Here is a 22,653-nt window from a genome sequence, read left to right as displayed (position 1 = left end):
ATTAACGTTCGTGTTGGATATGTTCATCCAGCTGCTGGCAGATCTGATCCTGAAGGGTCTGACATAAGTCAGGATCTGAGACTGGCAGGCCTTGTTCGTTGGTGATAAAGAAGAAATCTTCTACACGTTCACCCACGCTCGCGATCTTCGCTTTACGTACAGACAAGTTATGTTCCGCGAAAATGCCACCAATGCGTGCAAGTAGACCTGGACGATCCGGTGTAATTACTTCTAGTACGGTCTGTTGAGCAGCTGGATCATTGCTTACATAAACTTGTGTTGGTGTAGCAAACAGCTTCATCTGACGTGGAACGCGTCGCTGGATAATGTCCGGGTAGTCATCTGGGTCATCTAGCTCTTCAATTAATCGTTGCTTGATTGACTGTAGATGGCTCGGGTTCTCCGACAATGGCGTATTGTCATCTGAAAGCACTGTATAAGTGTTAAGGACCTCGCCGCTATCTGTCACAATAATACGTGCATCTTGGATGTTGAGGTGTAATTGATCCATTGCCGCTACAGTGGCTGCAAAGAGGTTTTTGATATCTTTGCTGTAGATAAAAATCTCTGTTGCGCCTTCAAATACACGGTGAGATGTTTGGCGAATCAGGATCAGCGGCTCATCTGCTTTTGTATGTTCTAGAATTGCCTTGGTGTGTTCAGCGATGCTTTGGGCGGTCTCTCTAAGGAAATAATCATCTCCTATTGATGACCATAAAGTGTGTATATCGGTTTTCTCTACGCCTTGTCGATCCAATAGAATCTGAGCTTCGTGCTGAATCTGTTCGATACGGTCTTCTTTATTGATTGGGTTCTCTAAGCCACGACGTAGAGCGCGTTTAGTGTCGGTATAGAGTTTACGCATCAACGTTGCGCGCCAGCTGTTCCACAGCGTGTGGTTGGTAGCATTGATATCGGCGATAGTCAGCACGTAAAGATAATCAAGATGTACAATGTCTCGTACTTGTTGCGCAAATGTGTGGATAACTTCCGGATCTGAAATGTCTTTGCGTTGAGCTGTCATGGACATAAGTAAGTGGTTACGTACGAGCCAGGATACTAAATGGCTGTCCCACTTGCCTAAATGGTGCTCATCGCAGAATTCGAGTACGTCTTCAGCGCCTAGCTCAGAATGATCGCCGCCTCGACCTTTGGCAATGTCATGGAAAAGACCGGCAATGTATAGCAGTTCGATTTTGGGTAGCTGATTTACAATGCGATGACAAATTGGGAATTCTTCTCGGTAGTCGCGATGTCTGAATTGTCGGCACTTTTGAATCACCTTCATGGTGTGTGCATCAACGGTGTAGATATGGAATAGGTCGTGCTGCATCTGACCAATAATGCGGCCAAATTGAGGTAGGTAGCGACCCAAAATTCCGTATCGTGTCATTCGTTTTAATTCGGTGGAGACTCGCTCTGGGGAGCGAAGTAGTTCCATGAAGAGGCTGGTATTGCGAATATCCTTACGAAATTCTTCATCAACCTTGTGTCGATTGTCTCGAATTAAGCGGATAGTCGAGGCGCGAACACCTTTAATGGATGGATTTTGTGCTAACAGGACAAATAGCTCCATCAGGGCAAAAGGTTGGTGTTCAAAAGTGTTTTCGTGAGTGACTTCTAAATAATCGTTGTGGATCTGGAAGCGATTATTCAGAGGGGTGATCACTTGTTCTTCATCGGCGCGGAGGATTGCTTCATCAAAGTGCTGCAGTAGCATGTCGTTGAATTCTGACATGGTCATGGCAATACGGTAGTACTTGCTCATGAACTGTTCTACAGCAAGTTTTCCTTCTTCATCTTTGTAGCCAAAGAACTCAGCTAGTGTGCGTTGATGATCAAACAGTAGGCGGTCTTCGCGACGGTTGCAGAGCATGTGCAGTGCATAGCGAACGGACCATAGGTACAGCTCGCCTTTATTTAAGATATCTAGCTCTGTCTCTGTCAGAAAGCCATCTTCAACTAAGTCGCGAATGTAGGTAGAACCGAAATGTCTTTTGGATACCCAGCCTATGGTTTGTAAATCGCGGAGGCCGCCAGGGGAATTTTTAAGGTTAGGTTCTAGGTTGTACTCAGTATTGTTGGTCTTCTTATGGCGTTCTTTCTGCTCTTTTTGCTTAGCTAGGAAAAACTCTTTATCAGTCCAAGCGCCTTCTGATGTCACTCGATCATACATTTGGGTGTGTAGATCAGGATTGCCCGTTAGCGTACGAGATTCAATCAGGTTGGTTGCAATCGTAATGTCGCTTTGAGCTTCTTTATAGCATTCGCTGAGTGTTCGAACGCTGGAGCCTATGTCTAAATTGATATCCCAGAGGGTGGTTAAAAAGGCGCTGATTGAATCGTGTAGATCTTCAGCATTGACCTCATCATCTAATAAGATGAGTAGGTCAATATCTGAATGCGGGTGTAGTTCGCCTCGGCCATAGCCGCCAACGGCGATAAGTGAGATCTTATCCTCAGGCCATGGGTATTGAGACCAAGCGACTTGTAAGATGCGATCAATTTCCCACGCACGGCCGTAGATTAGTTTGCGAATGTCCTCCCCGGCCTTAAAGCGATCGTCAAGGCTGGTTTTTATTGTACAAAGAGCCTCTTTGTACACTGGAATAGGGGAGGTTGCCTCAGCTAACTTGGTTCTAAAATCATCGATGTCGATGATCTCTTCTTCGGCTAGTTGCTGGTGGAGGGTGGTCGACATCTTCGCATTACCCGCTTTACTGATTGCTCGCAGTTAAATGGTTTACTGAATGTTCTCATCAGAACGCAGAGTTAGAATCTCGTAACCATCAGCAGTTACTAGAATTGTGTGTTCCCACTGCGCTGATAAGCGACGGTCAGCAGTTTCAACTGTCCAGCCATCCTTTTTGGATAGTTTAACTTGACGCTTACCGGCATTGATCATTGGCTCAATTGTGAAAATCATGCCTTCTTCAAGAATCTCGCCCGTGCCTGCTTTGCCATAATGTAGAACCTGAGGTTCTTCGTGGAATTCAGCGCCAATACCGTGCCCGCAGTATTCGCGAACCACAGTGTAATGGTTTTGTTCAGCATAAGTTTGGATGACGTGGCCAATATCTCCAAGGCGTGCACCCGGTTTAACTAGCTTGATACCTTTGTACATACATTCCAGTGTGATATCGACTAGGCGGCGGGCATGAGGAAGCTCTTTACCCACAAAAAACATTTTGCTGGTGTCGCCGTGATAACCATCTTTGATTACCGTGATATCGACGTTGATGATGTCGCTATCTTTCAGTTTTTTGTCATTCGGAATGCCGTGGCAAACAACCTGATTAACTGAGGTGCAGATTGATTTAGGAAAGCCATGATAGTTGAGCGGCGCTGGAATTGCTTGCTGTTTATCGACAATGTAGTCATGACAAATTTGGTTCAGCTCATTTGTGGTGACACCTGGTTTTATATATGGCTCAATCATTTCGAGAACTTCTGCAGCCAAACGTCCTGCAACGCGCATTTTCTCGATCTCTTCAGGTGTTTTAATTTTGATGCTCATAAGCTGTCAATTGTCCTGTGAACCCGCCAGAAGCGGTGTATTAAAGTTTAACTGAAGGGGATTGTAGCAATCCTGCTGCAGGAATAGAAATAGGCTTTATATTATTGGGTGGTTATGGTATAAATCCGCGCTCAATTTGCGTAAGCAAAAATATATATCACACACGTTCCGACACAATGTTCAGGGTGCCTTCGGGTTGGATGTTGGGGATCGTGGAGGTTTAACCCAATTTTAGGAAAATATAATGGCTAAAATTACTATGCGTGACCTGCTTAAAGCAGGCGTTCACTTCGGTCACCAGACTCGTTACTGGAACCCGAAAATGTCTAAATTCATTTTCGGTGCTCGTAACAAGATTCATATCATCAACCTAGAGCACACTCTACCTGCACTTAACGGTGCACTAGATAGCATCCAGGGTATGGCTTCCAACAAGAATAAAGTTCTTTTCGTTGGTACTAAGCGCGCTGCTAGCAAAATCGTTAAAGAAGAAGCTACTCGTGCAGGTATGCCATACGTAAACCACCGTTGGTTGGGTGGTATGCTGACTAACTACAAAACTATCCGTCAGTCTATCCGTCGCCTACGCGATCTGGAAGGTCAGAGCCAGGATGGTACGTTTGAGAAGCTAACTAAGAAAGAAGCTTTGATGCGTCAGCGTGAAATGGAAAAGCTAGAGCGTTCTATCGGTGGTATCAAAGAGATGGGCGGTCTGCCTGATGCTTTGTTCGTAATCGACGTTGACCACGAGCGTATCGCAGTAAATGAAGCAAACAAACTGGGTATCCCAGTTATCGGTGTCGTTGATACTAACAGCAACCCAGATGGCGTTGATGTTGTTATCCCTGGTAACGATGATGCACTGCGTGCAATCCAGATTTACGTTAAGTCTGCAGCTGATGCTTGCCTAGAAGGTACTGAAGCAACTGCTGGCGACAAAAACGAATTCGTTGAAGTTGAAGAAAAAGCAGCTGAATAATTCTGCTGGGAATACGGCGACGTATTCTCTTTGACTTTATAGAGGGGGCCTTGCCCCCTTTTTTGGATTTTTTGATTAACCCGCGATTATTTTATAGGGGTATTCGATATGGCGAACATTTCCGCTGCAATGGTTAAGGATCTGCGTGACCGTACTGGTCTAGGCATGATGGAGTGTAAAAAAGCACTTAAAGAAGCTGGTGGCGACATCGAGAAAGCGATTGAAGAGCTACGTAAAGCTTCTGGTATGAAGGCTGCTAAAAAAGCAGGTCGTACAGCAGCAGAAGGTGTTGTAGTTGTAAAAGTTGCAGACGATAGCAGCTACGCGGTAGCAGTAGAAGTTAACTCTGAAACTGACTTCGCTGCACGTGATGAAGGTTTCCTAGCTTTCGCTAATGTTGTTCTAGACAAAGCGTTTGCTGATAAAGCGACTGATGTAGAAGCGTTGATGGCTGGTGAACTAACTGATGCGCGTGATGCATTGGTTCAGAAAATCGGTGAGAACATTGGCGTACGTCGCGTATTCCTAGTTGAAGGCGGCGTTGTTGGTGCTTACGTACACAGCAACAACAAGATCGCTGCACTTGTTCAGCTTGAAGGTGGTAACGAAGAAACAGCTAAAGACATCGCAATGCATGTTACTGCTGTTAACCCTCAGGTTGTTAATAAAGAAGATATGCCTGCAGACGTTGTTGAAAAAGAGAAAGAAATCATTCTTGCGCAGCCAGATATGGCTAGCAAGCCTGCAGAAATTGCAGAGAAGATGGTTACTGGTCGTATCAACAAGTTCTTGGCTGAAAACAGCCTAGTAGAGCAAGCTTTTGTTAAAAACCCAGATCAGAAAGTTGGTCAGGTTGCAAAAGATGCTGGTGCTACTGTATCTGCATTCACTCGTATCGAAGTGGGTGAAGGTATTGAAGTTGAAGAAGTAGACTTCGCTGCAGAAGTTGCTGCTCAGCTTAACGGCTAATAAGCTCTAAAGCTTATGGATTGCGCATCTAACCCATGCGCAATCCCCTCTTTTCTTGCTACACTCTCCTGATCCCAATTTCTGTGGAGATATACGGATGCCAACCACCGAGAAACAATCAAAATATAAACGCATATTATTGAAGCTTAGCGGCGAAGCCCTAATGGGTGACGAGAGCTTTGGTATAGACTCAAATGTCCTGAATCGAATGGCCTTAGAGATCGGCCAGCTAGTAGGGATCGGTGTTCAAGTCGGTATGGTTATCGGCGGTGGTAATTTGTTTCGTGGCGCAGCGCTAAATGAGGCTGGGTTGGATCGTGTTACTGGCGACCATATGGGTATGCTCGCAACCGTTATGAATGCATTGGCTATGCGCGATGCATTGGAGCGTAGCAATATAAACACTAGAGTAATGTCGGCTATTCCAATGAGTGGTGTAGTAGATCATTACGACCGTCGAAATGCGATGCGTTACCTTAATCAAGGTGATGTTGTAATTTTTGCGGCGGGTACAGGTAATCCTTTCTTTACAACAGATTCTGCAGCTTGTCTTCGTGGTATAGAGGTAGAGGCGGATGTTGTCCTGAAAGCAACCAAGGTTGATGGTGTATACACGGCAGATCCAGTTAAGGATCCTACAGCGCGCCGTTACCGTCACCTAAGTTATGATGAAGTTTTAGAACAGCAGCTGGGTGTTATGGATCTGACCGCGATCTGTTTGACGCGAGATCACAATATGCCAGTGCGTGTATTTAATATGAATAAACCAGGTGCTCTCGCCAACCTTGTAGTAGGTAGCGACGAGGGTACATTGATCGATTGCAGTGAAACGGTTGGAGAAAAATATGCTGAATGAAATCACTCAGGATGCTGCCGAGCGCATGCAGAAAAGTGTTGATGCCCTAGTAACGAACTTCAAGAAAATTCGTACTGGTCGTGCACACCCGAGCATTCTGGAAGGTATTCAGGTTTCCTATTACGGTTCCGATGTGCCTTTGAGTCAGGTAGCTAATATTTCCGTTGAAGATGGTCGTACGCTATCAATCGTACCGTGGGAAAAGCCGATGGTGCCTGTAATCGAAAAAGCGATTATGACGTCTGATCTAGGTTTGAATCCGGCAACTGCGGGTGAAAATATTCGTGTTCCAATGCCTCCGTTGACTGAGGAAACGCGTAAGGGTTATATCAAACAAGCGCGTCAGGAAGCAGAAGGTGCGCGTGTAGCTATTCGTAATATTCGTCGTGATGCAAACGGCGACCTTAAAGATCTTTTGAAAGAAAAAGAGATTACTGAAGATGATCAGCGCCGCGGCGAAGATCAAATTCAGAAAGTTACGGATAAGCATGTTGCAGAAGTAGATAGTCTTCTGGAACAGAAAGAAAAAGATCTAATGGAAATCTGATCGAAGCAGCAGTGCTGTAAAGCACTGCTGAATTATTTGCATGTCATCAGAAAACAATTCTTCAGAAATTATTACAAACGTGCCTCGGCATATTGCCATTATTATGGATGGTAATAACCGTTGGGCAAAAGAACGTCGACTACCAGGCCTGGCAGGTCATAAAGCGGGGGTGGATTGTGTGCGTTCAGTCATTGAAGGCTGTGTGGAGTTAGGAGTTGAGTCTCTGACTTTGTTCGCTTTCAGTTCTGAAAATTGGAAACGACCTCCGTTGGAGGTCAAGGGTCTAATGGAATTGTTTAAATTAGCATTAGATCGAGAAGCGAAGAAATTATTAAAGAACAATATTCGCTTGCGAGTTGTGGGTGATAAAACATCCTTTAGCGATTCGTTACAGAAAAAAATTCACCATGTTGAAGCTTTGACTGCTGATTGTGATGGTTTGCAGCTTAATATCGCTGCAAATTATGGTGGTCGTTGGGATATTACCCAGGCGGCTCGTCAATTGGCTGAAAAGTGCATTGCTAATGAATTATCTCCTTCAGAGATTACTGAAGAATCCCTAGGTAAATGCATTAACCTTTCCGATCTTCCGGAGCCTGATCTATGTATTAGAACAGGGGGTGAGCAGCGCATTAGTAATTTCTTGATCTGGCAATTTGCTTACACTGAGCTGTATTTCTCTGATGCTTATTGGCCTGATTTTGATAAAGAGCATTTGAAAATAGCAGTCCAAGATTATAGCGGCAGACAACGCCGTTTTGGTAAAACCAGTGAGCAGGTAGAGGCGGAGCAAAATGCTTAAACAGCGAATATTAACCGCGCTCGTGCTTGCACCGTTAGCGTTGCTAGGTGTGTTTTCTTTACCTTTATCATCTTTTCTTTATTTTATGGATGTTGTTATTCTCTTTGGTGCTTGGGAATGGGCAAATTTATCCGGATATCAAAGCCGTATTCAGCGTTTCATGTATGTCGGTTTGATGGCAACGATTCTTGCTGGTCTGCATCTTTTTTATACCAGTATTCCTGTTGAACTTATCTTGTCAGGAGCGCTCTTAGGTTGGATGGTCGCGTTTCTCTGGGTGGTGAAATATCCGCAGAGCACTGGTTGGCGTGCTTGCTGGAAACGTGCCTTAGTTGGCTTGGTTGTGTTGGTTCCTAGCTGGATTGCATTTGTTGGGCTGAAGGGTTCAGAAAACGGTGAAATGTTAATCCTACTGCTGTTTCTTTTGGTTTGGGGTGCCGATGTTGGTGCGTATTTCTCGGGCAAAAATTTTGGTCGGGTTAAGTTAGCGCCTAATGTAAGCCCTGGCAAAACGCGCGAAGGTCTTTATGGTGGATTAGTCGCCTGTGTAGTTATTGCGTTGGGGTTTGCGTTATACAGTGATTTTGAAATGCTTCAAGTTATTCTTCTTGTTGTGCTTGCCACTGCAATAGGGTTGATTTCTGTACTGGGTGATCTATTTGAAAGTATGTTGAAGAGGCATCGGGGTATCAAAGACAGTAGTCAGTTACTCCCGGGGCATGGTGGTGTTTTAGATCGCATCGACAGTCTGACTGCAGCTTCGCCTTTGTTTGTGCTGGGTATGCAATATTTAATTGTATAGTGAGATTGCTATGGAACTGTTACATACCATTCTTGCCACAATCGTTACCTTAGGGATTTTAGTTACAATCCATGAGTGGGGCCATTTTTATGTGGCTCGTCGTTGTGGGGTTAAGGTTCTACGTTTCTCTGTTGGTTTTGGTAAAGCTTTTTATACTTGGAAAGATAGTCAAGGTACTGAGTATGCGATAGCCAGTATTCCTTTAGGTGGCTATGTCAAGATGCTGGATGAGCGCGAAGGAGACGTACCTGAAGATCAGCTCTCCCAAGCCTTTAATCGTAAACCTGTCATTCAACGTATCGCAATTGTTGCCGCAGGTCCTCTTGTAAATCTCGTCTTTGCTGTTTTTGCATATTGGTTTCTTTTTATTTATGGCGTATCTGCAGTCGTACCTGTGATTGGGTCGGTTCAGCAGGGATCTTTAGCTGAAAATTCAGGTTTACCTATAGGTTCGGAAATAGTTGCTGTTGATGGCTATGAAACTTTAAGTTGGGACGCTGTTAATTTGCGACTTGCTTCGCGTGTTGCTGAAAGTGGGATATTAACCCTCAAACTGCGTGAAGAAGGTACGACTCTAGTGCAAGAATACAAAATTGCACTGGATGAATGGAAGTTTGACGTTGATAAGCAGTCACCGGTCTCAGCTTTAGGGCTGGTGCCTTGGCGTCCTCATGTGCCAGCAATTTTTGGTAGTTTTTTGGAGAATGGAAGGGCTGCGGGTTCAGGCTTGAAAGCTGGTGATGAGGTTCTTTCAGTCAATGATGTTCGGGTTCAAGATTGGTTGTCGTTTGTAAGTGTGGTTAAAGGAAATCCAGAACAAGCGTTGAACCTGAGAATAGTTAGAAACGGGCAGGAGTACTTTGTTAAGCTTACGCCTGCGCTGAAAATAACTGATGATGGTGAGAAAATAGGTTATATAGGGGCGGGCACTCAGCAAGTTTCTCTTCCTGAAAATATGGAAAGGCAGATAAGATATGGTCCAATTGAATCTATCTTTATGGCTTTCGAAAGATCTTGGCAACTGATCGGTTTGATTTTCGACTCTATATGGAAAATGCTGACGGGCGATATGTCAGTAAAAAACTTGAGTGGTCCTATTACCATTGCTAAAGTTGCCGGTTCTTCTGCATCGCTGGGTGTTGAATATTATATTGGTTTTCTTGCTTATCTGAGTATTAGCTTAGGTATATTAAATTTATTGCCAATCCCTGTCTTAGATGGCGGACATTTGCTTTATTATGCTGTCGAATTAGTGACAGGGAAGCCGGTAAGTGAGAATATTCAGCTCCTTGGTCTAAAAATTGGTATGGCTATGCTGCTCTCTTTGATGTTTGTAGCATTGTTTAATGACTTTATGCGGCTTTAATAGCCGTTTCGATTATTTATTACGGATTAGACGCACTTCATGAAACGTGGTTTTGGACTTCTAGTAGCGATCTTTTTTTGGGTATCTTTTGCTCAGGCAAACACATCTTCTTTTGTAGTGAAGGATATCCGTTTAGAAGGATTACAGCGTGTTTCTCCAGGAATTGTGTTTAGGAATTTTCCTGTTACAGCGGGTGAACAAGTAAGCGCTCTGTCATTGTCTAAGGCAACTAAAAAACTATTTGCCTCTGGTTATTTTGACGATATTGAGTTGTTGCGTGATGACTCAGTTCTTGTTTTGCGTTTACAAGAGCGTCCGTCGGTCAGTTTGATCAAGCTCGAAGGTAACAAAGTTCTAGAATCCGAAGCGTTACTGGATGGTTTGAAACAAACAGGTTTACAAGAAGGTGATGTTTTTAAACGTGCGACTCTAGAGCAAATTAAACAGGATCTTGTTCGTGTTTATGCTTCACAGGGACGCTACGGTGCTAATATTAGCACGGAAGTAGAAAACCTCCCGGGCAATCGTGTTGCGCTGAATATCAATGTAAAAGAAGGTCGTGTCGCTACGATTCAACACATTAATATTGTGGGCAACACGGTTTATTCTGATGAAGAGCTTAAAGAATTATTCTCTTTGAAATTGCCAAATTTCTGGTCCTTCTATAAGAAGGATGATCGCTATGCACGTCAGAAACTTACTGGTGATTTGGAACGGGTACGTTCTTATTACCTAGATAGCGGTTATGTAAACTTCTCTATCGATTCGACTCAAGTATCTATCACCCCCGACAAAAAGAATGTCTATATCACGCTAAATGTAACTGAAGGCGAAAAGTATACTATTCGTGATGTTGCTGTTGCTGGTGAAATGGTAGTGCCTGAAGCTGAACTTCTAGATGCTGTTCGTGTTGAAGAAGGGCAGGTATTTTCGCGTCGTTTGATAACAGAATCTCAAGATGCATTAACGAAGCGAATTGGTGATGCTGGTTATATGTTTGCAAACATCTCCCCAGCTCCGGAATTGCATGATGATAATACCGTCACTGTAAAGTTTTTTGTTGATCCGGGTAAGCGAACGTATGTTCGTCGTATTAATATTCGAGGCAATACACGTACCGCGGATGAAGTTATTCGTCAGCATTTGAAGCAAATGGAAGCAGCAGTTGCGTCGAATGAATTAATCGAACAATCCAAGCAGAGGCTTGAGAAAACAGGATACTTTAAAACAGTTGCTGTTGAGACTACGCCAGTGCCGGGTAGTAACGATTTAGTTGATATTGATTACCGTGTTGAAGAACAGCAATCTGGTTCTTTCTCCGCGAGTGTTGGTTTCTCACAAAGCTCCGGCATTATATTGGGCTTTAAACTGCAGCAGGATAATTTCCTGGGCACAGGTAAAAAAGTCGGCATTGGTATCTCTAACAGTGATACATTGACTGAATATTCATACAGTTTCGTAGATCCCTATTACACAGTTGATGGCGTAAGTCGTGGTTTTAACGTTTATTACCGTGAACGTGATTTCGATGAAGATAACGCCAGTGCTTTTTCAACAGATGAAATGGGGGGCGGTGTAAACTTCGGTTATCCAATTGATGATTATCAGCGTTTAAATTTTGGTGTTAATGTTGAGCAAGTGACAATTAAAACTAATACTACCGAAACGCCAGCTGAGATTAATCAATATCTTGCTGACGAAGGTAATGATTATATTAACTTCAATCTTACTGGTCGTTGGAGTTCTAATCATCTAAACCGTGGATTCTTCCCTACAAAAGGTTATTCGCAGAGCTTGTCTTTAGAGCTTGGCTTGCCCGGTAGCGATTTAAGTTATTATAAAGCGCAATATAATGGCAAATGGTATTACCCTCTGACAGATGATCGTTTCTGGGTTCTATCCTTGAAGGGGCGTGTTGGCCTTGGTGGAGAGCTAGGTCAGAATGAATATCCATTCTATAAGCACTTTTTTGCAGGTGGTTTGAAAACCGTTCGTGGCTATGAACAGAATTCTCTAGGTCCTCGAGATTCTAAAGGCGATCCATTTGGCGGTGATGTATCGATTACAGGCGGAGCTGAATTTATCTTCCCTACCCCATTTGTTAAAGAAAAAACATCTTGGCGTACACTGTTGTTTGTCGATGCGGGTAATGTCTTTGATACTGATTGTTCATCTGTTTCCAAACCAGAGAATTGTACAGATGGTGTCGAGCTTGATGAGCTGAGATTGTCAGCTGGATTTGGCTTAAGTTGGTTGACGCCAATTGGACCATTGTCCGTTGCCTTGGCTGCACCTCTAAATGATAAAACTGGTGATGAAACTGAAGTGTTCCAGTTCGCATTAGGTCAAACTTTCTAAGGAATAGAATATGAAATTTAAAGCCGTACTAGGTTTCCTTTTTGCTGCATCATTAAGTTTGAATGCAAGCGCTGAAAAAATTGCTGTTTTAGGCGTTCAGCAAGCTCTCCTCGCATCGGAAGCAGCTGCTGATTATCGCCAGTCATTAAAAACTGAGTTCGCGAAAGAAGATAAGAAAATGCTTGATCTGGAAAAACAGGTTAAAGCTGCAAGAGAAAAACTGAAGAAGAATAAAGATCTGGTATCTGAGGCTGAATTGAAGAAAATGAGTATTCAATTCCAAAAGGTCTTTGCAGAATACCAAAAGAACGGTCAAGCGCTACAGCAGAAAAAAATGCAGCGTGAGCAAACATTTATTCAGGAAATGCGTCCGCGATTAGATAAGGTGATCCGTGATCTTATCGAGAAAGAAGGTTACGACGTGGTGATCGCAAAGCAAGCAACTTTGTTTGCAAAAAAAGAACTGGATATTACTCCTCGAGTAGTTGAACTACTTAACAAACAGTAGGCTAGCCATACTGAATGAGTTCAAATGAGTATACGCTACAGCAGTTAGCTGATTTTTTATCAGCTGAATTGTATGGTGATGGTGATTTCAAAGTAAGTGCTATCGCTACTTTGGAAAAGGCTAGGTCCTCGGATTTGAGCTTTATCGCAAATAGTAAATACCAGAAATATCTATGTGACTCACATGCAGGGGCTGTATTGATGGCTCCTGCAGACCTCGGTCAATTTAAAGGTAATGCTCTAGTTCTTGATAACCCATATCTTGCTTATGCTCGTGTTAGTCAGCTTTTTGCTCCACCTTCTGACTCCTTAAAAGGTATTGCTGCTTCAGCGAATATTGCTGAATCTGCAAAAGTCGCAAAAACAGCCTCTATTGCTCATGGTGTTGTTATTGGCGAGCGTTCAGTCGTCGGTGATGGGGTTGTAATTGAGCCTAATGCAGTCATTGGTGCTGACTGTATTATTGGTGCTGAGTCAGTTATAAAAGCTAATGTAACCTTATATACGGATGTTCATATTGGTACAAATTGCCTCATTCATAGTGGTGCTGTTATAGGTGCAGACGGATTTGGTTTTGCCAATGAAAAAGGTAATTGGGTAAAAATTACGCAATTAGGTGGAGTTAGGGTTGGCAACAACGTTGAGGTTGGTGCTGGGACCACAATAGATCGTGGAGCTTTGGAGAACACGATAATTTCTGATGGTGTGATTTTAGATAACCAAATACAAATTGCTCACAACGTTAGCATTGGTGAAAAATCTGCGATTGCAGGTTGTACGGCGGTAGCTGGAAGCACTAAAATTGGTGCCGGTTGTACGATTGCTGGAGCATGTGGAATCACAGGGCATTTAAGTATTGCCGATGGCAGTCATATCACCGCCATGTCATTAGTTACAAAATCAATTATTGAACCAGGTGTTTATTCGTCTGGTACCGGTATGCTTCCACATAAACAGTGGAAGAAGAACGTAGTTAGGTTTCGTCAGTTAGACGATCTAGCGCGCCGCATAAAGTCTGTAGAAGATAAGATTACTGAGATTAAGGGTTCTTAAGAAATGATGGATGTAAATGAAATTCGGGAATACCTTCCGCACCGCTATCCGTTTTTACTGGTAGATCGTGTGCTGGAGTTAGAAAAGGGAGAATCCATTGTTGCGATCAAAAACGTTACCGTTAATGAGCCTTTTTTCAATGGTCATTTTCCAGATCACCCAGTAATGCCTGGTGTTTTGATTGTCGAAGCTATGGCGCAAGCAGCTGGTATCCTAGGTTTTAAAACTATGGATAAAAAGCCACAAGATGGTTCGATTTATTACTTTGTTGGCTCAGATAAACTACGCTTTAAACGACCAGTGGTTCCAGGGGATCAGTTGAAACTTGAAGCAAAAGTTATCTCTGAACGTCGTGGTATCTGGAAGTTTGATGTGCGAGCTACCGTTGAAGGTGATATGGTAAGTAGTGCAACAATTTTGTGTGCTGATAGAAAGGTTTAAATCTTGATAGATTCCCGTGCTCTTATAGACCCTGCTGCAAAGCTTGCTGATGATGTTGAAGTAGGGCCTTGGTCAATCATTGGGCCTGATGTGGAAATTGGTGCGGGCACCGTTATTGGCCCTCATGTGGTTATCAAGGGGCCAACTAAAATCGGGAAGAATAACCGCATATTTCAATTCTCGTCTGTTGGTGAAGATTGCCAAGATAAGAAATATGCGGGTGAGCCGACGACCCTGACTATTGGGGATGATAATGTTATCCGCGAAGGTGTCACGATCCATCGTGGTACTATCCAAGATGCAGGTACTACGACAATTGGTAGCCATAATCTATTTATGGCTTATGCACATGTTGCACACGATTGCGTTGTCGGCGACCATGTAATCATGGCCAATAATACGGCGATTGCAGGGCATGTACATATTGGCGACTGGACCATTCTTGGTGGTTTTACTGCAGTGCACCAATTCTGCAAGATCGGTTCTCATGTGATGTGTGGAACCAGTACAGTTGTGCTTAAGGATATACCTTCCTATATTATGGCGAATGGTAATACAGCTAAACCGCATGGTATCAACGTTGAAGGTCTTAAGCGTCGCGGTTTTAGTGCTGACTCAATTGCTCAGTTGCGCCGTGCTTATAAAACTATCTTTCGTAATAAACTTACAACAGCTCAGGCATTGGCCGAATTAAAGGCTATGGCTAATGAATGCCCTGAAGTTGTTCCGATGATCCAATCTATTGAATCCTCCACTCGTGGCATAATTCGCTGAGGTTGATTATGCCAAACCCCCTACGAGTAGGCATTGTAGCTGGTGAAGCTTCAGGCGATATTTTAGGTAGTGGTTTGATCAAAGCCTTAAAAAAACGCTACCCAGATCTCACTGTCGAGGGGATTGGCGGTGAGTTGATGATCGCTCAAGGCTGTCACTCTCATTACCCTTTGGAAAGATTATCAGTTATGGGGCTTGTGGAAGTCCTTGGGCGACTACCTGAACTTCTTGGTATTCGAAAAAAGCTGATTCGCCACTTTATTGATAACCCTCCCGATCTGTTTATTGGCGTAGATGCACCAGACTTTACTCTTAAAATGGAAGGGGAGTTAAAGGCAGCTGGAATTCCAACGGTGCACTATGTCAGCCCATCTGTCTGGGCATGGAAGCAGAAGCGCATTTATAAAATCAAGCGCACCACCGATCTTGTTCTTAGCCTGTTTCCATTTGAGGCTAAGCATTATGCACCTACTCAGCAGCGAGTCGCTTTTGTCGGTCATCCTTTAGCAGATAGTATTCCGTTCAGTGTCAACGTAGTTGAGAGTAAGAAAAAGTTTGCAGTAAAGCCCGGCGAGAAAATCATTGCGTTATTGCCTGGTAGCCGAGGTAGTGAGCTTAAATATTTGGCTGAGCCTTTTTTAGATACCGCTCGCTGGTTGAGTGAGAGGTTAGAGAATGTTCGTTTTGTGATTCCTGCTGCAAATGAAACACGCCATGATCAGTTACATCAATTGATAGTAGAAAAATACTCTGATCTTAATATTCAGCTTGTGATGAAGCATTCGCGTGATGTGATGGCGATAGCCGATAGTATTTTGATAGCGTCTGGAACCGCGACGCTGGAAGCTACTATTTTGCAGAAGCCAATGGTCGTAGCCTACAAAATGGCGCCGTTGACCTATGCTATCTATTCACGAATGGTTAAATCTAAGTTCATCTCTTTACCAAATCTTTTAGCTGATGAGGCTTTAGTGCCTGAAATCTTACAGGACCAAGTAAAACCAGAAGTGCTAGGACCTGCGGTATTAAAGAGTTTGCAAGATAGTGAATACAAAGCTTATTTGCGTGATAAGTTTTCAGCAATACACAAGCAACTTCATCAAGACGCAGACGAAAAAGCCGCAGATGCCATTGAGGCGCTTTTGAAAGATAAAGGTGTGATCTCGTGAGTACCATGGAATTTGATTTTTCTCAGGGGAAAAGAGTTGCCGGTGTTGATGAGGTTGGTCGTGGTCCGTTGGTGGGAAATGTCGTTGCTGCCGCTGTAATTTTGGACCCAGAAAATCCTATTGAAGGTTTGGCTGATTCGAAAAAGCTTTCTGCAAAAAAAAGAGAGCAGCTTTATATCGAAATCAAGGAAAAGGCGTTGGCATGGTGTGTCGCTTCGGCATCGCCAGCTGAAATTGATGAAATTAATATATTACATGCCTCTATGTTAGCGATGAAAAGGGCTGTCGAAGGATTAGATATCCCTGCCGAGTTTGTATATGTTGATGGCAATCGAAGTCCCGATCTAAGTTGCCCTAGTGAACCTGTTGTAAAAGGGGATAGCAAGATCCCCGAAATTAGCGCAGCATCCATTTTGGCCAAAGTCGATCGCGATAGAGAAATGGAAGTTCTGGATCAACAATATCCTGAGTACGGTTTTGCTAAGCATAAGGGCTACCCTACAGCTCTACATTTTGAAAAGCTGGCTGAACATGGCCCGTTACCAGAACATCGTCGCAGTTTTAAGCCCGTACGGGACCTGCTTTCCTAACCTTTTGAAAAGTTTGTTTTATGTCTGATCCGCAGTTTATTCATCTTCGCGTTCACACAGAATTTTCCCTAGTTGACGGCTTGGTTCGAGTCAAAGAGCTGGTTAATGCCGCTAAAGATGACCATATGCCCGCCGTTGGTATGACGGATCAAACTAATTTCTTTGGTTTGGTGAAATTCTTTAAAGCGGCAACAGGCAGTGGTATTAAGCCTATCTGCGGTTCCGACCTTTGGGTGGAGAATACGGATGAGCCCGGTGGAGAGCCTTATCGTTTAACCTTATTAGTTCGAAATGCTGAGGGTTATCTTAATCTGATGGAGTTGATCTCGCAGGCTTATGCTGAGGGTCAAAATGTCCTAGCGGATATGGCCTTGGTGAAACCTGAATGGGTAGAGGCAAAATCAGCGGGCTTAATTGCACTGTCAGGTGGGCGGAAAGGTGAAATTGGTCGTTCTATCTTAGCTGATAATGATCAAGCTGGGGCCATTTTAGAACGCTGGATGAAAGTCTTTCCAAGCAGTTTTTATCTAGAGGTTCAGAGAACAGGCAGAGTGGGTGACGAGCAGATTGTTCATGATTCTGTTGAGTTGGCTAGAACCTATAACTGCCCATTAGTTGCGACCAATGAGGTCATGTTTATTAATGAGTCAGATTTTGAGGCTCATGAAGTACGTGTTTGCATCAACCAAGGGCGTACGTTAGAAGATCCAACGCGTCCAAAAGAATACAGTGACCAGCAATATTTCCGTTCCCAAGAAGAGATGGTTGAGCTCTTCAGTGATATTCCATCCGCAGTCCAAAACACAGTAGCGATTGCTAAGCGTTGTAATATCGAGATTGAAATCGGCACATATTATCTGCCGAAGTATCCTATCCCTGAAGGGATGTTGATGGATGATTATTTCCGAAAAGTGTCTTTTGATGGTTTGGAGGAGCGTCTAGAGATCATTCTCGATAAAGAGGATCATGATTATCAAGCGAAACGCCAGGAATACATCGATCGTTTAGAGTTTGAATTGGATATTATTATCCAGATGGGTTTCCCAGGTTACTTCCTGATCGTAATGGACTTCATTATGTGGGGTAAGGCAAACGGTGTTCCTGTAGGCCCTGGTCGTGGTTCAGGTGCGGGCTCCTTGGTAGCTTATGCGCAAAAAATTACCGATCTTGATCCGTTAGAATATGACCTTCTGTTCGAACGATTCCTCAACCCTGAGCGTGTCTCCATGCCTGACTTCGATATCGACTTCTGCATGGATAACCGAGATAAGGTAATCGACTATGTAGCGCGAACCTACGGACGTGATGCTGTTTCTCAGATCGTAACCTTCGGTACTATGGCTGCGAAAGCGGTAGTTCGAGATGTTGCGCGTGTACAAGGTAAACCGTTTGGTCTTGCTGACCGACTTTCAAAACTTATTCCTTTTGAGCCAGGTATTACTCTGAAAAAAGCCTTGGATCAGGAGCCTATGCTAGGTGAGTTTATTGAGTCTAGTGAAGAGGCTCAAGAAATCATGGATATGGCGTATAAGCTCGAAGGTGTGACGCGAAATGTAGGTAAGCACGCCGGTGGTGTAGTAATTGCTCCTACCAAATTAACAGACTTTGCTGCTACGTACTGTGATGAAGAGGGTAATGGCCTTGTTACTCAGTTCGATAAAGGCGATGTAGAAGAAGCTGGGTTAGTAAAATTCGACTTCTTGGGTCTGCGTACGCTGACGATTATTGATTGGGCGTTGCAAACGGTAAACCGTATTCGGGAAAAGAACGGTGAAGAACCGCTCGACATAGCTCTGATTGATCTTGAAGACAGAAAGACCTTCGATCTTCTGCAAGCCGCTGAAACTACAGCAGTATTCCAGCTTGAGTCCAGCGGCATGAAGGATTTGGTTCGCAGGCTATTGCCTTCGCGCTTTGAAGATATTGTCGCGCTAGTAGCTCTATTCCGTCCGGGACCGCTGCAATCGGGCATGGTGGATGACTTTATCAACCGTAAGCATGGTCGCGCGGAGATGGCGTGGCCACATCCTGATTATCAATTGGATTCACTGCAACCGGTACTTGAGCCGACTTACGGAATTATCCTTTACCAAGAGCAGGTAATGCAGATTGCTCAGGTAATGGCAGGCTATACCCTCGGTGGTGCGGATATGCTGCGTCGTGCGATGGGTAAGAAAAAGCCTGAAGAGATGGCTAAACAGCGGGTTTCTTTTCTTGATGGTTCTGAACAGAATGGGATCGATCGTGACTTAGCTGGGAATATCTTTGACCTAGTAGAGAAATTCGCAGGTTATGGTTTTAACAAATCCCACTCTGCAGCTTACGCCTTAGTTTCTTATCAAACGGCTTGGCTTAAGGCTCATTACCCTGCGCCGTTTATGGCGGCGGTAATCTCTTCTGATATGCAGAACACCGACAAGGTGGTGATCTTCATTGAAGAATGTCGTGTGATGGGTATTCCCCCTGCGTTGCCGGACGTTAATACCGGTGAGTACATGTTCACCGTAAACGATGAGGGTGTCATTGTTTATGGTCTAGGTGCGATTAAAGGCGTAGGCGAAGGACCTATAGAGGCAATTACGGAAGCGCGTGCAGATGGCGGTCCATTTACGGATCTATTTGATTTCTGTGAACGTGTAGGTGCGAAGAAGCTTAATAAGCGTGTTTTGGAGGCTTTGGTTCGTTCCGGTGCGCTAGATTGTCTAGGCGCAGAGCGAGCGATTCTATGGGAAGCTATTCCGGATGCGCTGAAAGCTGCCGATCAAGCGGCTAAAAACCAAGACGCAGGGATGTTTGATCTATTTGGCGAGGTAGAGGCTGAATCTGATCGATGCTCATATGAAGACTACAAGTCGGTTAGATCTTGGACAGATAAAGAGCGTCTTACGGGTGAAAAAGATACGCTCGGTTTGTACCTCACCGGCCATCCTATTGATGAATATGAGTCCGAATTAAGGCATTTTGTTGGTAGACGTATTGTGGAGTTGCAGCCTGCCCGTGGTCAGACTCAAAAAATGGCCGGTTTGGTGGTTGATCTGCGACTGAAGAAAACCAAAAAAGGCGATAACCTTTGTTTTGTGACTTTGGATGACCGTACCGCGCGTATCGATGTAACTCTTTTTGGCGATACTTATGATGCTGTACGTGAACTTGTTCATAAAGACGCAGTGCTAGTGGTTGAAGGAGAGGTGGCAGAGGATCACTTCTCTGGTGGAATCAAGGTGCGCGTAAGTAAAGTGCTGACCATCCCGCAAGCGCGTGCTCAGTATGCCCAAGGTATCCAAGTAAAATGTAACGAAAGTCAGTTAGCTGGTAGGCGCCTGAAGGAGCTGCAGGAATTGCTTAATAGTTATAAGGGAGAGGGCTCACTGCCAGTGCAGTTGCGCTACTCTCGACCTGATGCAGAGGCAACTATAACTTTGGGCGATAACTGGCAGGTTCAGGCTAACGATGATTTGTTGATCGCATTAATGGAGCGGTTCGGAAGTGACGCTGTTTCATTAACTTATTAGTCAGTTTAACTGGCGTAATTTAGCTGTCCTGTTTGGCGTCAAGGCTTTCTCTTGTAGGGTCTGGTTCTTAATGCTGCAAACAGGTACACTTTGGACAATTTTTTTACTATTGAATAGATGAGTCATATGAATCCGAACTATCTGGATTTTGAACAGCCAATTGCAGAGCTGCAGGCAAAAATTGAAGAGCTACGTCTGGTAGGGGATTCAGCTGAACTGAATATCTCTGATGAGATTAAGCGTCTGGAAGACAAAAGCCGCACTCTGACAGAATCTATTTTCTCTGATCTGTCTGCTTGGCAAGTATCACAGTTATCCCGCCACCCTCAGCGTCCATATACATTGGACTACATCGATTATATGTTCGATGAGTTCGATGAAATTCACGGAGATCGTCATTTTGCTGACGATCAGGCTATCGTGGGTGGTATCGCACGTATGGATGAGCGACCAATAATGGTGATTGGTCATCAGAAAGGTCGTGGTGTTCAGGAACGTCAGAAGCGTAACTTTGGTATGCCTCGTCCAGAAGGTTACCGTAAAGCACTGCGTCTAATGGAAATGGCTGAGCGTTTTAAAATGCCAATCATGACCTTTATTGATACGCCGGGAGCTTACCCTGGTATCGATGCTGAAGAACGTGGTCAGTCAGAAGCTATTGCATTTAACCTAGCTAAGATGTCTCAGCTAAAAACACCTGTCATTTCCACTGTTATTGGTGAAGGTGGCTCGGGTGGTGCATTAGCAATCGGTGTATGCGATGAGCTAATGATGATGAGTTACTCTACGTATTCAGTAATTTCTCCAGAAGGTTGTGCTTCTATTCTTTGGAAGAGCGCTGAGCGTGCTGCAGATGCAGCTAAAGCAATGGGTATTACTTCTGATCGCCTGCTTGAGTTGGGCTTGGTTGATCAGATCGTAAGTGAGCCGCTTGGTGGTGCTCACCGTGATCCAGCCCTAACAGCGGCTAATCTTAAGCGTCACCTATCTGAAGTTCTAGGTCGCTTAGATGAGCTATCTACCGATGAATTGCTGGAGCGTCGTTATAAGCGTTTGATGGCATACGGTTTTGGTGGTGAAGCCTAATACAGGCAACCTCACCGCTTTACAGGAGTGTGAGCGTCAGTTTCAGGCGCTGACCTCCCGTTTTATCTCTTTCCTTGATTCGTCCTCTTCAATCTCCCGTTGGGTTATTGCCCATAGCGGTGGCTTAGACTCTCAGTTATTGCTGCATCTTGCTTGTAAGGTGTTACCGCATAGCCAAATAGTCGTGCTTCATATCAACCATAATCTCCAGGTTGAGGCAGATGGTTGGTCGGCGTTTTCCGAGAGACAGGCTGAGCTTAATGGTGTGGTTCATCATTCCGTTTCGGTCACTCCTAATAATTCCTCTGAAGTTGCTGCAAGGGATGCGCGATATGCAGCGTTTAATGACTTTATAAACGAGGGTGATTGCGTGCTGTTTGGTCACCATGCTGATGATCAAGCTGAAACATTGCTGTTTCGTTGGTTAAGAGGGACTGGCCTGACTGGCTTAAAAGGTATGCCTGAACAGCGGGAGCTGGGGCAGGGTTATTTATTACGGCCATTGCTTTATTGTTCGCGCAAACAATTGGAGCAAGCGGCAACTGAGATTGGCTTGGAATTTATTCAGGATCCATCTAATGATTCCATTGATTATGACCGCAACTTTTTAAGGCATAAGGTATTACCTGAATTAAAGCTGCGTTGGCCGCAATTGCTTGCTCGTTGGCAAAAAAATGCAGACTTGGTGGCTAAAAGTGAGTTTTTATTGAATCATTATTTAGATCAAGATTTGCGTCAGTGTTTAACTACGAGTAGGCGGTTAAATCTGGATGTATGGGGGCTTTTGATTGAGATAAAGCGTCCTGAACTGATTCGGCGCTGGGTCTATAATGAGATTGGCTTCTTGCTTAATGAGCAGCAGTTAGAGCAAATTCAGCATGATGTTATTCAAGCGCAATCGGATGCTAACCCCATTTATTTCATTCGGGAGCACTCACTTCGCCGCTTTCGCAATCATTTGTATATAGTGTCTCCATCCTCTGAACTACTCGATAATGTCGAAATATCTGAGGCTGGCTGTTGGGTGCTGGGAGACGGTGAGCTCACCATCGAATTGGCTAAACCGCTGCAGAAACCCTTGATGTTTCAGCGCCGCCAGGGTGGGGAAAGATGTGTTCCTCATGGGCAAGTGCATTCAAAATCGGTAAAAAAATTGCTCCAAGAAGCAGATCTTCCTCCTTGGGAGAAGGCTAGCTGGCCACTGATTTTTCAGGGTGAAACCGTAGTTGCTGTGCCTGGTATCTGTGTTTGTGATGGCTGGGATAAAGAAAGCTCAGGTTTTTCGCTTTTATGGCGTCCCTTATCGTTGTCTGATTAGCGCTCAT

At 44.2% G+C, this 22,653-nt stretch carries 19 protein-coding genes; 17 read left to right on the top strand and 2 right to left on the bottom strand.

Annotated elements, in window-relative coordinates:
* Position 1 precedes the first annotated feature (1 nt).
* Together ACMXYS_RS14865 and map are read right to left on the bottom strand one after the other, a co-directional pair.
* A complete protein-coding gene (locus ACMXYS_RS14865) occupies positions 2 to 2,701 on the bottom strand; it encodes a [protein-PII] uridylyltransferase (protein ID WP_415896986.1) in 2,700 nt (899 codons plus the stop codon).
* A 42-nt stretch (positions 2,702 to 2,743) separates the two neighbouring features.
* Positions 2,744 to 3,517 (bottom strand): type I methionyl aminopeptidase, encoded by a 774-nt coding sequence (gene map, locus ACMXYS_RS14860; protein WP_415896985.1) that lies wholly within the window; start codon positions 3,515 to 3,517, stop codon positions 2,744 to 2,746.
* A 244-nt stretch (positions 3,518 to 3,761) separates the two neighbouring features.
* Here map and rpsB point away from each other — a divergent pair, with 244 nt between their 5' ends.
* The 17 genes from rpsB to tilS all read left to right on the top strand — a co-directional run bounded on the left by rpsB (position 3,762) and on the right by tilS (position 22,646).
* Positions 3,762 to 4,496 (top strand): 30S ribosomal protein S2, encoded by a 735-nt coding sequence (rpsB, locus tag ACMXYS_RS14855; RefSeq protein WP_415882454.1) that lies wholly within the window; start codon positions 3,762 to 3,764, stop codon positions 4,494 to 4,496.
* A 108-nt stretch (positions 4,497 to 4,604) separates the two neighbouring features.
* A complete protein-coding gene (tsf, locus tag ACMXYS_RS14850) occupies positions 4,605 to 5,465 on the top strand; it encodes a translation elongation factor Ts (protein WP_415896984.1) in 861 nt (286 codons plus the stop codon).
* 97 nt (positions 5,466 to 5,562) lie between these two features.
* On the top strand, positions 5,563 to 6,321 hold the full coding sequence (gene pyrH, locus ACMXYS_RS14845) for a UMP kinase (protein ID WP_415882452.1): 759 nt from the start codon (positions 5,563 to 5,565) through the stop codon (positions 6,319 to 6,321).
* Positions 6,311 to 6,868 (top strand): ribosome recycling factor, encoded by a 558-nt coding sequence (gene frr, locus ACMXYS_RS14840; protein WP_415885836.1) that lies wholly within the window; start codon positions 6,311 to 6,313, stop codon positions 6,866 to 6,868. Before pyrH ends, frr begins: the two co-directional genes overlap by 11 nt.
* Before the next feature lie 40 nt (positions 6,869 to 6,908).
* Positions 6,909 to 7,670: a polyprenyl diphosphate synthase gene (uppS, locus tag ACMXYS_RS14835; RefSeq protein WP_415896983.1), complete on the top strand. Its 762-nt coding sequence runs from the start codon at positions 6,909 to 6,911 to the stop codon at positions 7,668 to 7,670.
* On the top strand, positions 7,663 to 8,472 hold the full coding sequence (locus ACMXYS_RS14830; RefSeq protein ID WP_415896982.1) for a phosphatidate cytidylyltransferase: 810 nt from the start codon (positions 7,663 to 7,665) through the stop codon (positions 8,470 to 8,472). Before uppS ends, ACMXYS_RS14830 begins: the two co-directional genes overlap by 8 nt.
* Before the next feature lie 10 nt (positions 8,473 to 8,482).
* Positions 8,483 to 9,838, top strand: coding sequence for a sigma E protease regulator RseP (gene rseP / locus ACMXYS_RS14825; RefSeq protein ID WP_415896981.1), 1,356 nt, complete (start codon positions 8,483 to 8,485; stop codon positions 9,836 to 9,838).
* A 39-nt stretch (positions 9,839 to 9,877) separates the two neighbouring features.
* The gene (gene bamA / locus ACMXYS_RS14820) at positions 9,878 to 12,196 is read left to right on the top strand and encodes an outer membrane protein assembly factor BamA (protein WP_415896980.1); all 2,319 of its coding nucleotides are present in this window, start codon (positions 9,878 to 9,880) and stop codon (positions 12,194 to 12,196) included.
* Positions 12,197 to 12,206: 10 nt separating this feature from the next.
* A complete protein-coding gene (locus ACMXYS_RS14815; protein WP_415896979.1) occupies positions 12,207 to 12,704 on the top strand; it encodes an OmpH family outer membrane protein in 498 nt (165 codons plus the stop codon).
* A gap of 14 nt (positions 12,705 to 12,718) precedes the next feature.
* The gene (lpxD, locus tag ACMXYS_RS14810) at positions 12,719 to 13,756 is read left to right on the top strand and encodes a UDP-3-O-(3-hydroxymyristoyl)glucosamine N-acyltransferase (RefSeq protein ID WP_415896978.1); all 1,038 of its coding nucleotides are present in this window, start codon (positions 12,719 to 12,721) and stop codon (positions 13,754 to 13,756) included.
* A gap of 3 nt (positions 13,757 to 13,759) precedes the next feature.
* A complete protein-coding gene (gene fabZ / locus ACMXYS_RS14805; protein ID WP_415882444.1) occupies positions 13,760 to 14,197 on the top strand; it encodes a 3-hydroxyacyl-ACP dehydratase FabZ in 438 nt (145 codons plus the stop codon).
* Between the two features lie 3 nt (positions 14,198 to 14,200).
* Entirely contained in the window at positions 14,201 to 14,971 is a 771-nt protein-coding gene (lpxA, locus tag ACMXYS_RS14800) for an acyl-ACP--UDP-N-acetylglucosamine O-acyltransferase (RefSeq protein WP_415882443.1), read from the top strand.
* Positions 14,972 to 14,979: 8 nt separating this feature from the next.
* On the top strand, positions 14,980 to 16,140 hold the full coding sequence (lpxB, locus tag ACMXYS_RS14795; RefSeq protein WP_415882442.1) for a lipid-A-disaccharide synthase: 1,161 nt from the start codon (positions 14,980 to 14,982) through the stop codon (positions 16,138 to 16,140).
* 5 nt (positions 16,141 to 16,145) lie between these two features.
* Entirely contained in the window at positions 16,146 to 16,730 is a 585-nt protein-coding gene (gene rnhB / locus ACMXYS_RS14790; protein WP_415898262.1) for a ribonuclease HII, read from the top strand.
* Positions 16,731 to 16,750: 20 nt separating this feature from the next.
* On the top strand, positions 16,751 to 20,242 hold the full coding sequence (gene dnaE, locus ACMXYS_RS14785; protein ID WP_415896977.1) for a DNA polymerase III subunit alpha: 3,492 nt from the start codon (positions 16,751 to 16,753) through the stop codon (positions 20,240 to 20,242).
* A gap of 126 nt (positions 20,243 to 20,368) precedes the next feature.
* Positions 20,369 to 21,328: an acetyl-CoA carboxylase carboxyl transferase subunit alpha gene (accA, locus tag ACMXYS_RS14780; protein WP_415882439.1), complete on the top strand. Its 960-nt coding sequence runs from the start codon at positions 20,369 to 20,371 to the stop codon at positions 21,326 to 21,328.
* Positions 21,318 to 22,646 (top strand): tRNA lysidine(34) synthetase TilS, encoded by a 1,329-nt coding sequence (gene tilS, locus ACMXYS_RS14775; protein WP_415882438.1) that lies wholly within the window; start codon positions 21,318 to 21,320, stop codon positions 22,644 to 22,646. The genes accA and tilS overlap by 11 nt, the downstream gene beginning before the upstream one ends.
* The last annotated feature ends 7 nt before the right edge of the window (positions 22,647 to 22,653 follow it).

The sequence above is a fragment of the Neptuniibacter sp. QD57_21 genome (assembly GCF_047778075.1).
GTDB lineage: Bacteria > Pseudomonadota > Gammaproteobacteria > Pseudomonadales > Balneatricaceae > Neptuniibacter.
The sequence above is the reverse complement of the archived record's forward strand: the minus strand, read 5'-3'. Positions and strand labels throughout refer to the sequence as shown.

What these genes read in the sequence shown, in the direction of transcription:
- ACMXYS_RS14865 (WP_415896986.1), bottom strand. Translation starts at nt 2,701, where the DNA reads ATGTCGACCACCCTCCACCAGCAACTAGCCGAAGAAGAGATCATCGAC.
- map (WP_415896985.1), bottom strand. Translation starts at nt 3,517, where the DNA reads ATGAGCATCAAAATTAAAACACCTGAAGAGATCGAGAAAATGCGCGTT.
- rpsB (WP_415882454.1), top strand. Translation starts at nt 3,762, where the DNA reads ATGGCTAAAATTACTATGCGTGACCTGCTTAAAGCAGGCGTTCACTTC.
- tsf (WP_415896984.1), top strand. Translation starts at nt 4,605, where the DNA reads ATGGCGAACATTTCCGCTGCAATGGTTAAGGATCTGCGTGACCGTACT.
- pyrH (WP_415882452.1), top strand. Translation starts at nt 5,563, where the DNA reads ATGCCAACCACCGAGAAACAATCAAAATATAAACGCATATTATTGAAG.
- frr (WP_415885836.1), top strand. Translation starts at nt 6,311, where the DNA reads ATGCTGAATGAAATCACTCAGGATGCTGCCGAGCGCATGCAGAAAAGT.
- uppS (WP_415896983.1), top strand. Translation starts at nt 6,909, where the DNA reads ATGTCATCAGAAAACAATTCTTCAGAAATTATTACAAACGTGCCTCGG.
- ACMXYS_RS14830 (WP_415896982.1), top strand. Translation starts at nt 7,663, where the DNA reads ATGCTTAAACAGCGAATATTAACCGCGCTCGTGCTTGCACCGTTAGCG.
- rseP (WP_415896981.1), top strand. Translation starts at nt 8,483, where the DNA reads ATGGAACTGTTACATACCATTCTTGCCACAATCGTTACCTTAGGGATT.
- bamA (WP_415896980.1), top strand. Translation starts at nt 9,878, where the DNA reads ATGAAACGTGGTTTTGGACTTCTAGTAGCGATCTTTTTTTGGGTATCT.
- ACMXYS_RS14815 (WP_415896979.1), top strand. Translation starts at nt 12,207, where the DNA reads ATGAAATTTAAAGCCGTACTAGGTTTCCTTTTTGCTGCATCATTAAGT.
- lpxD (WP_415896978.1), top strand. Translation starts at nt 12,719, where the DNA reads ATGAGTTCAAATGAGTATACGCTACAGCAGTTAGCTGATTTTTTATCA.
- fabZ (WP_415882444.1), top strand. Translation starts at nt 13,760, where the DNA reads ATGATGGATGTAAATGAAATTCGGGAATACCTTCCGCACCGCTATCCG.
- lpxB (WP_415882442.1), top strand. Translation starts at nt 14,980, where the DNA reads ATGCCAAACCCCCTACGAGTAGGCATTGTAGCTGGTGAAGCTTCAGGC.
- rnhB (WP_415898262.1), top strand. Translation starts at nt 16,146, where the DNA reads ATGGAATTTGATTTTTCTCAGGGGAAAAGAGTTGCCGGTGTTGATGAG.
- dnaE (WP_415896977.1), top strand. Translation starts at nt 16,751, where the DNA reads ATGTCTGATCCGCAGTTTATTCATCTTCGCGTTCACACAGAATTTTCC.
- accA (WP_415882439.1), top strand. Translation starts at nt 20,369, where the DNA reads ATGAATCCGAACTATCTGGATTTTGAACAGCCAATTGCAGAGCTGCAG.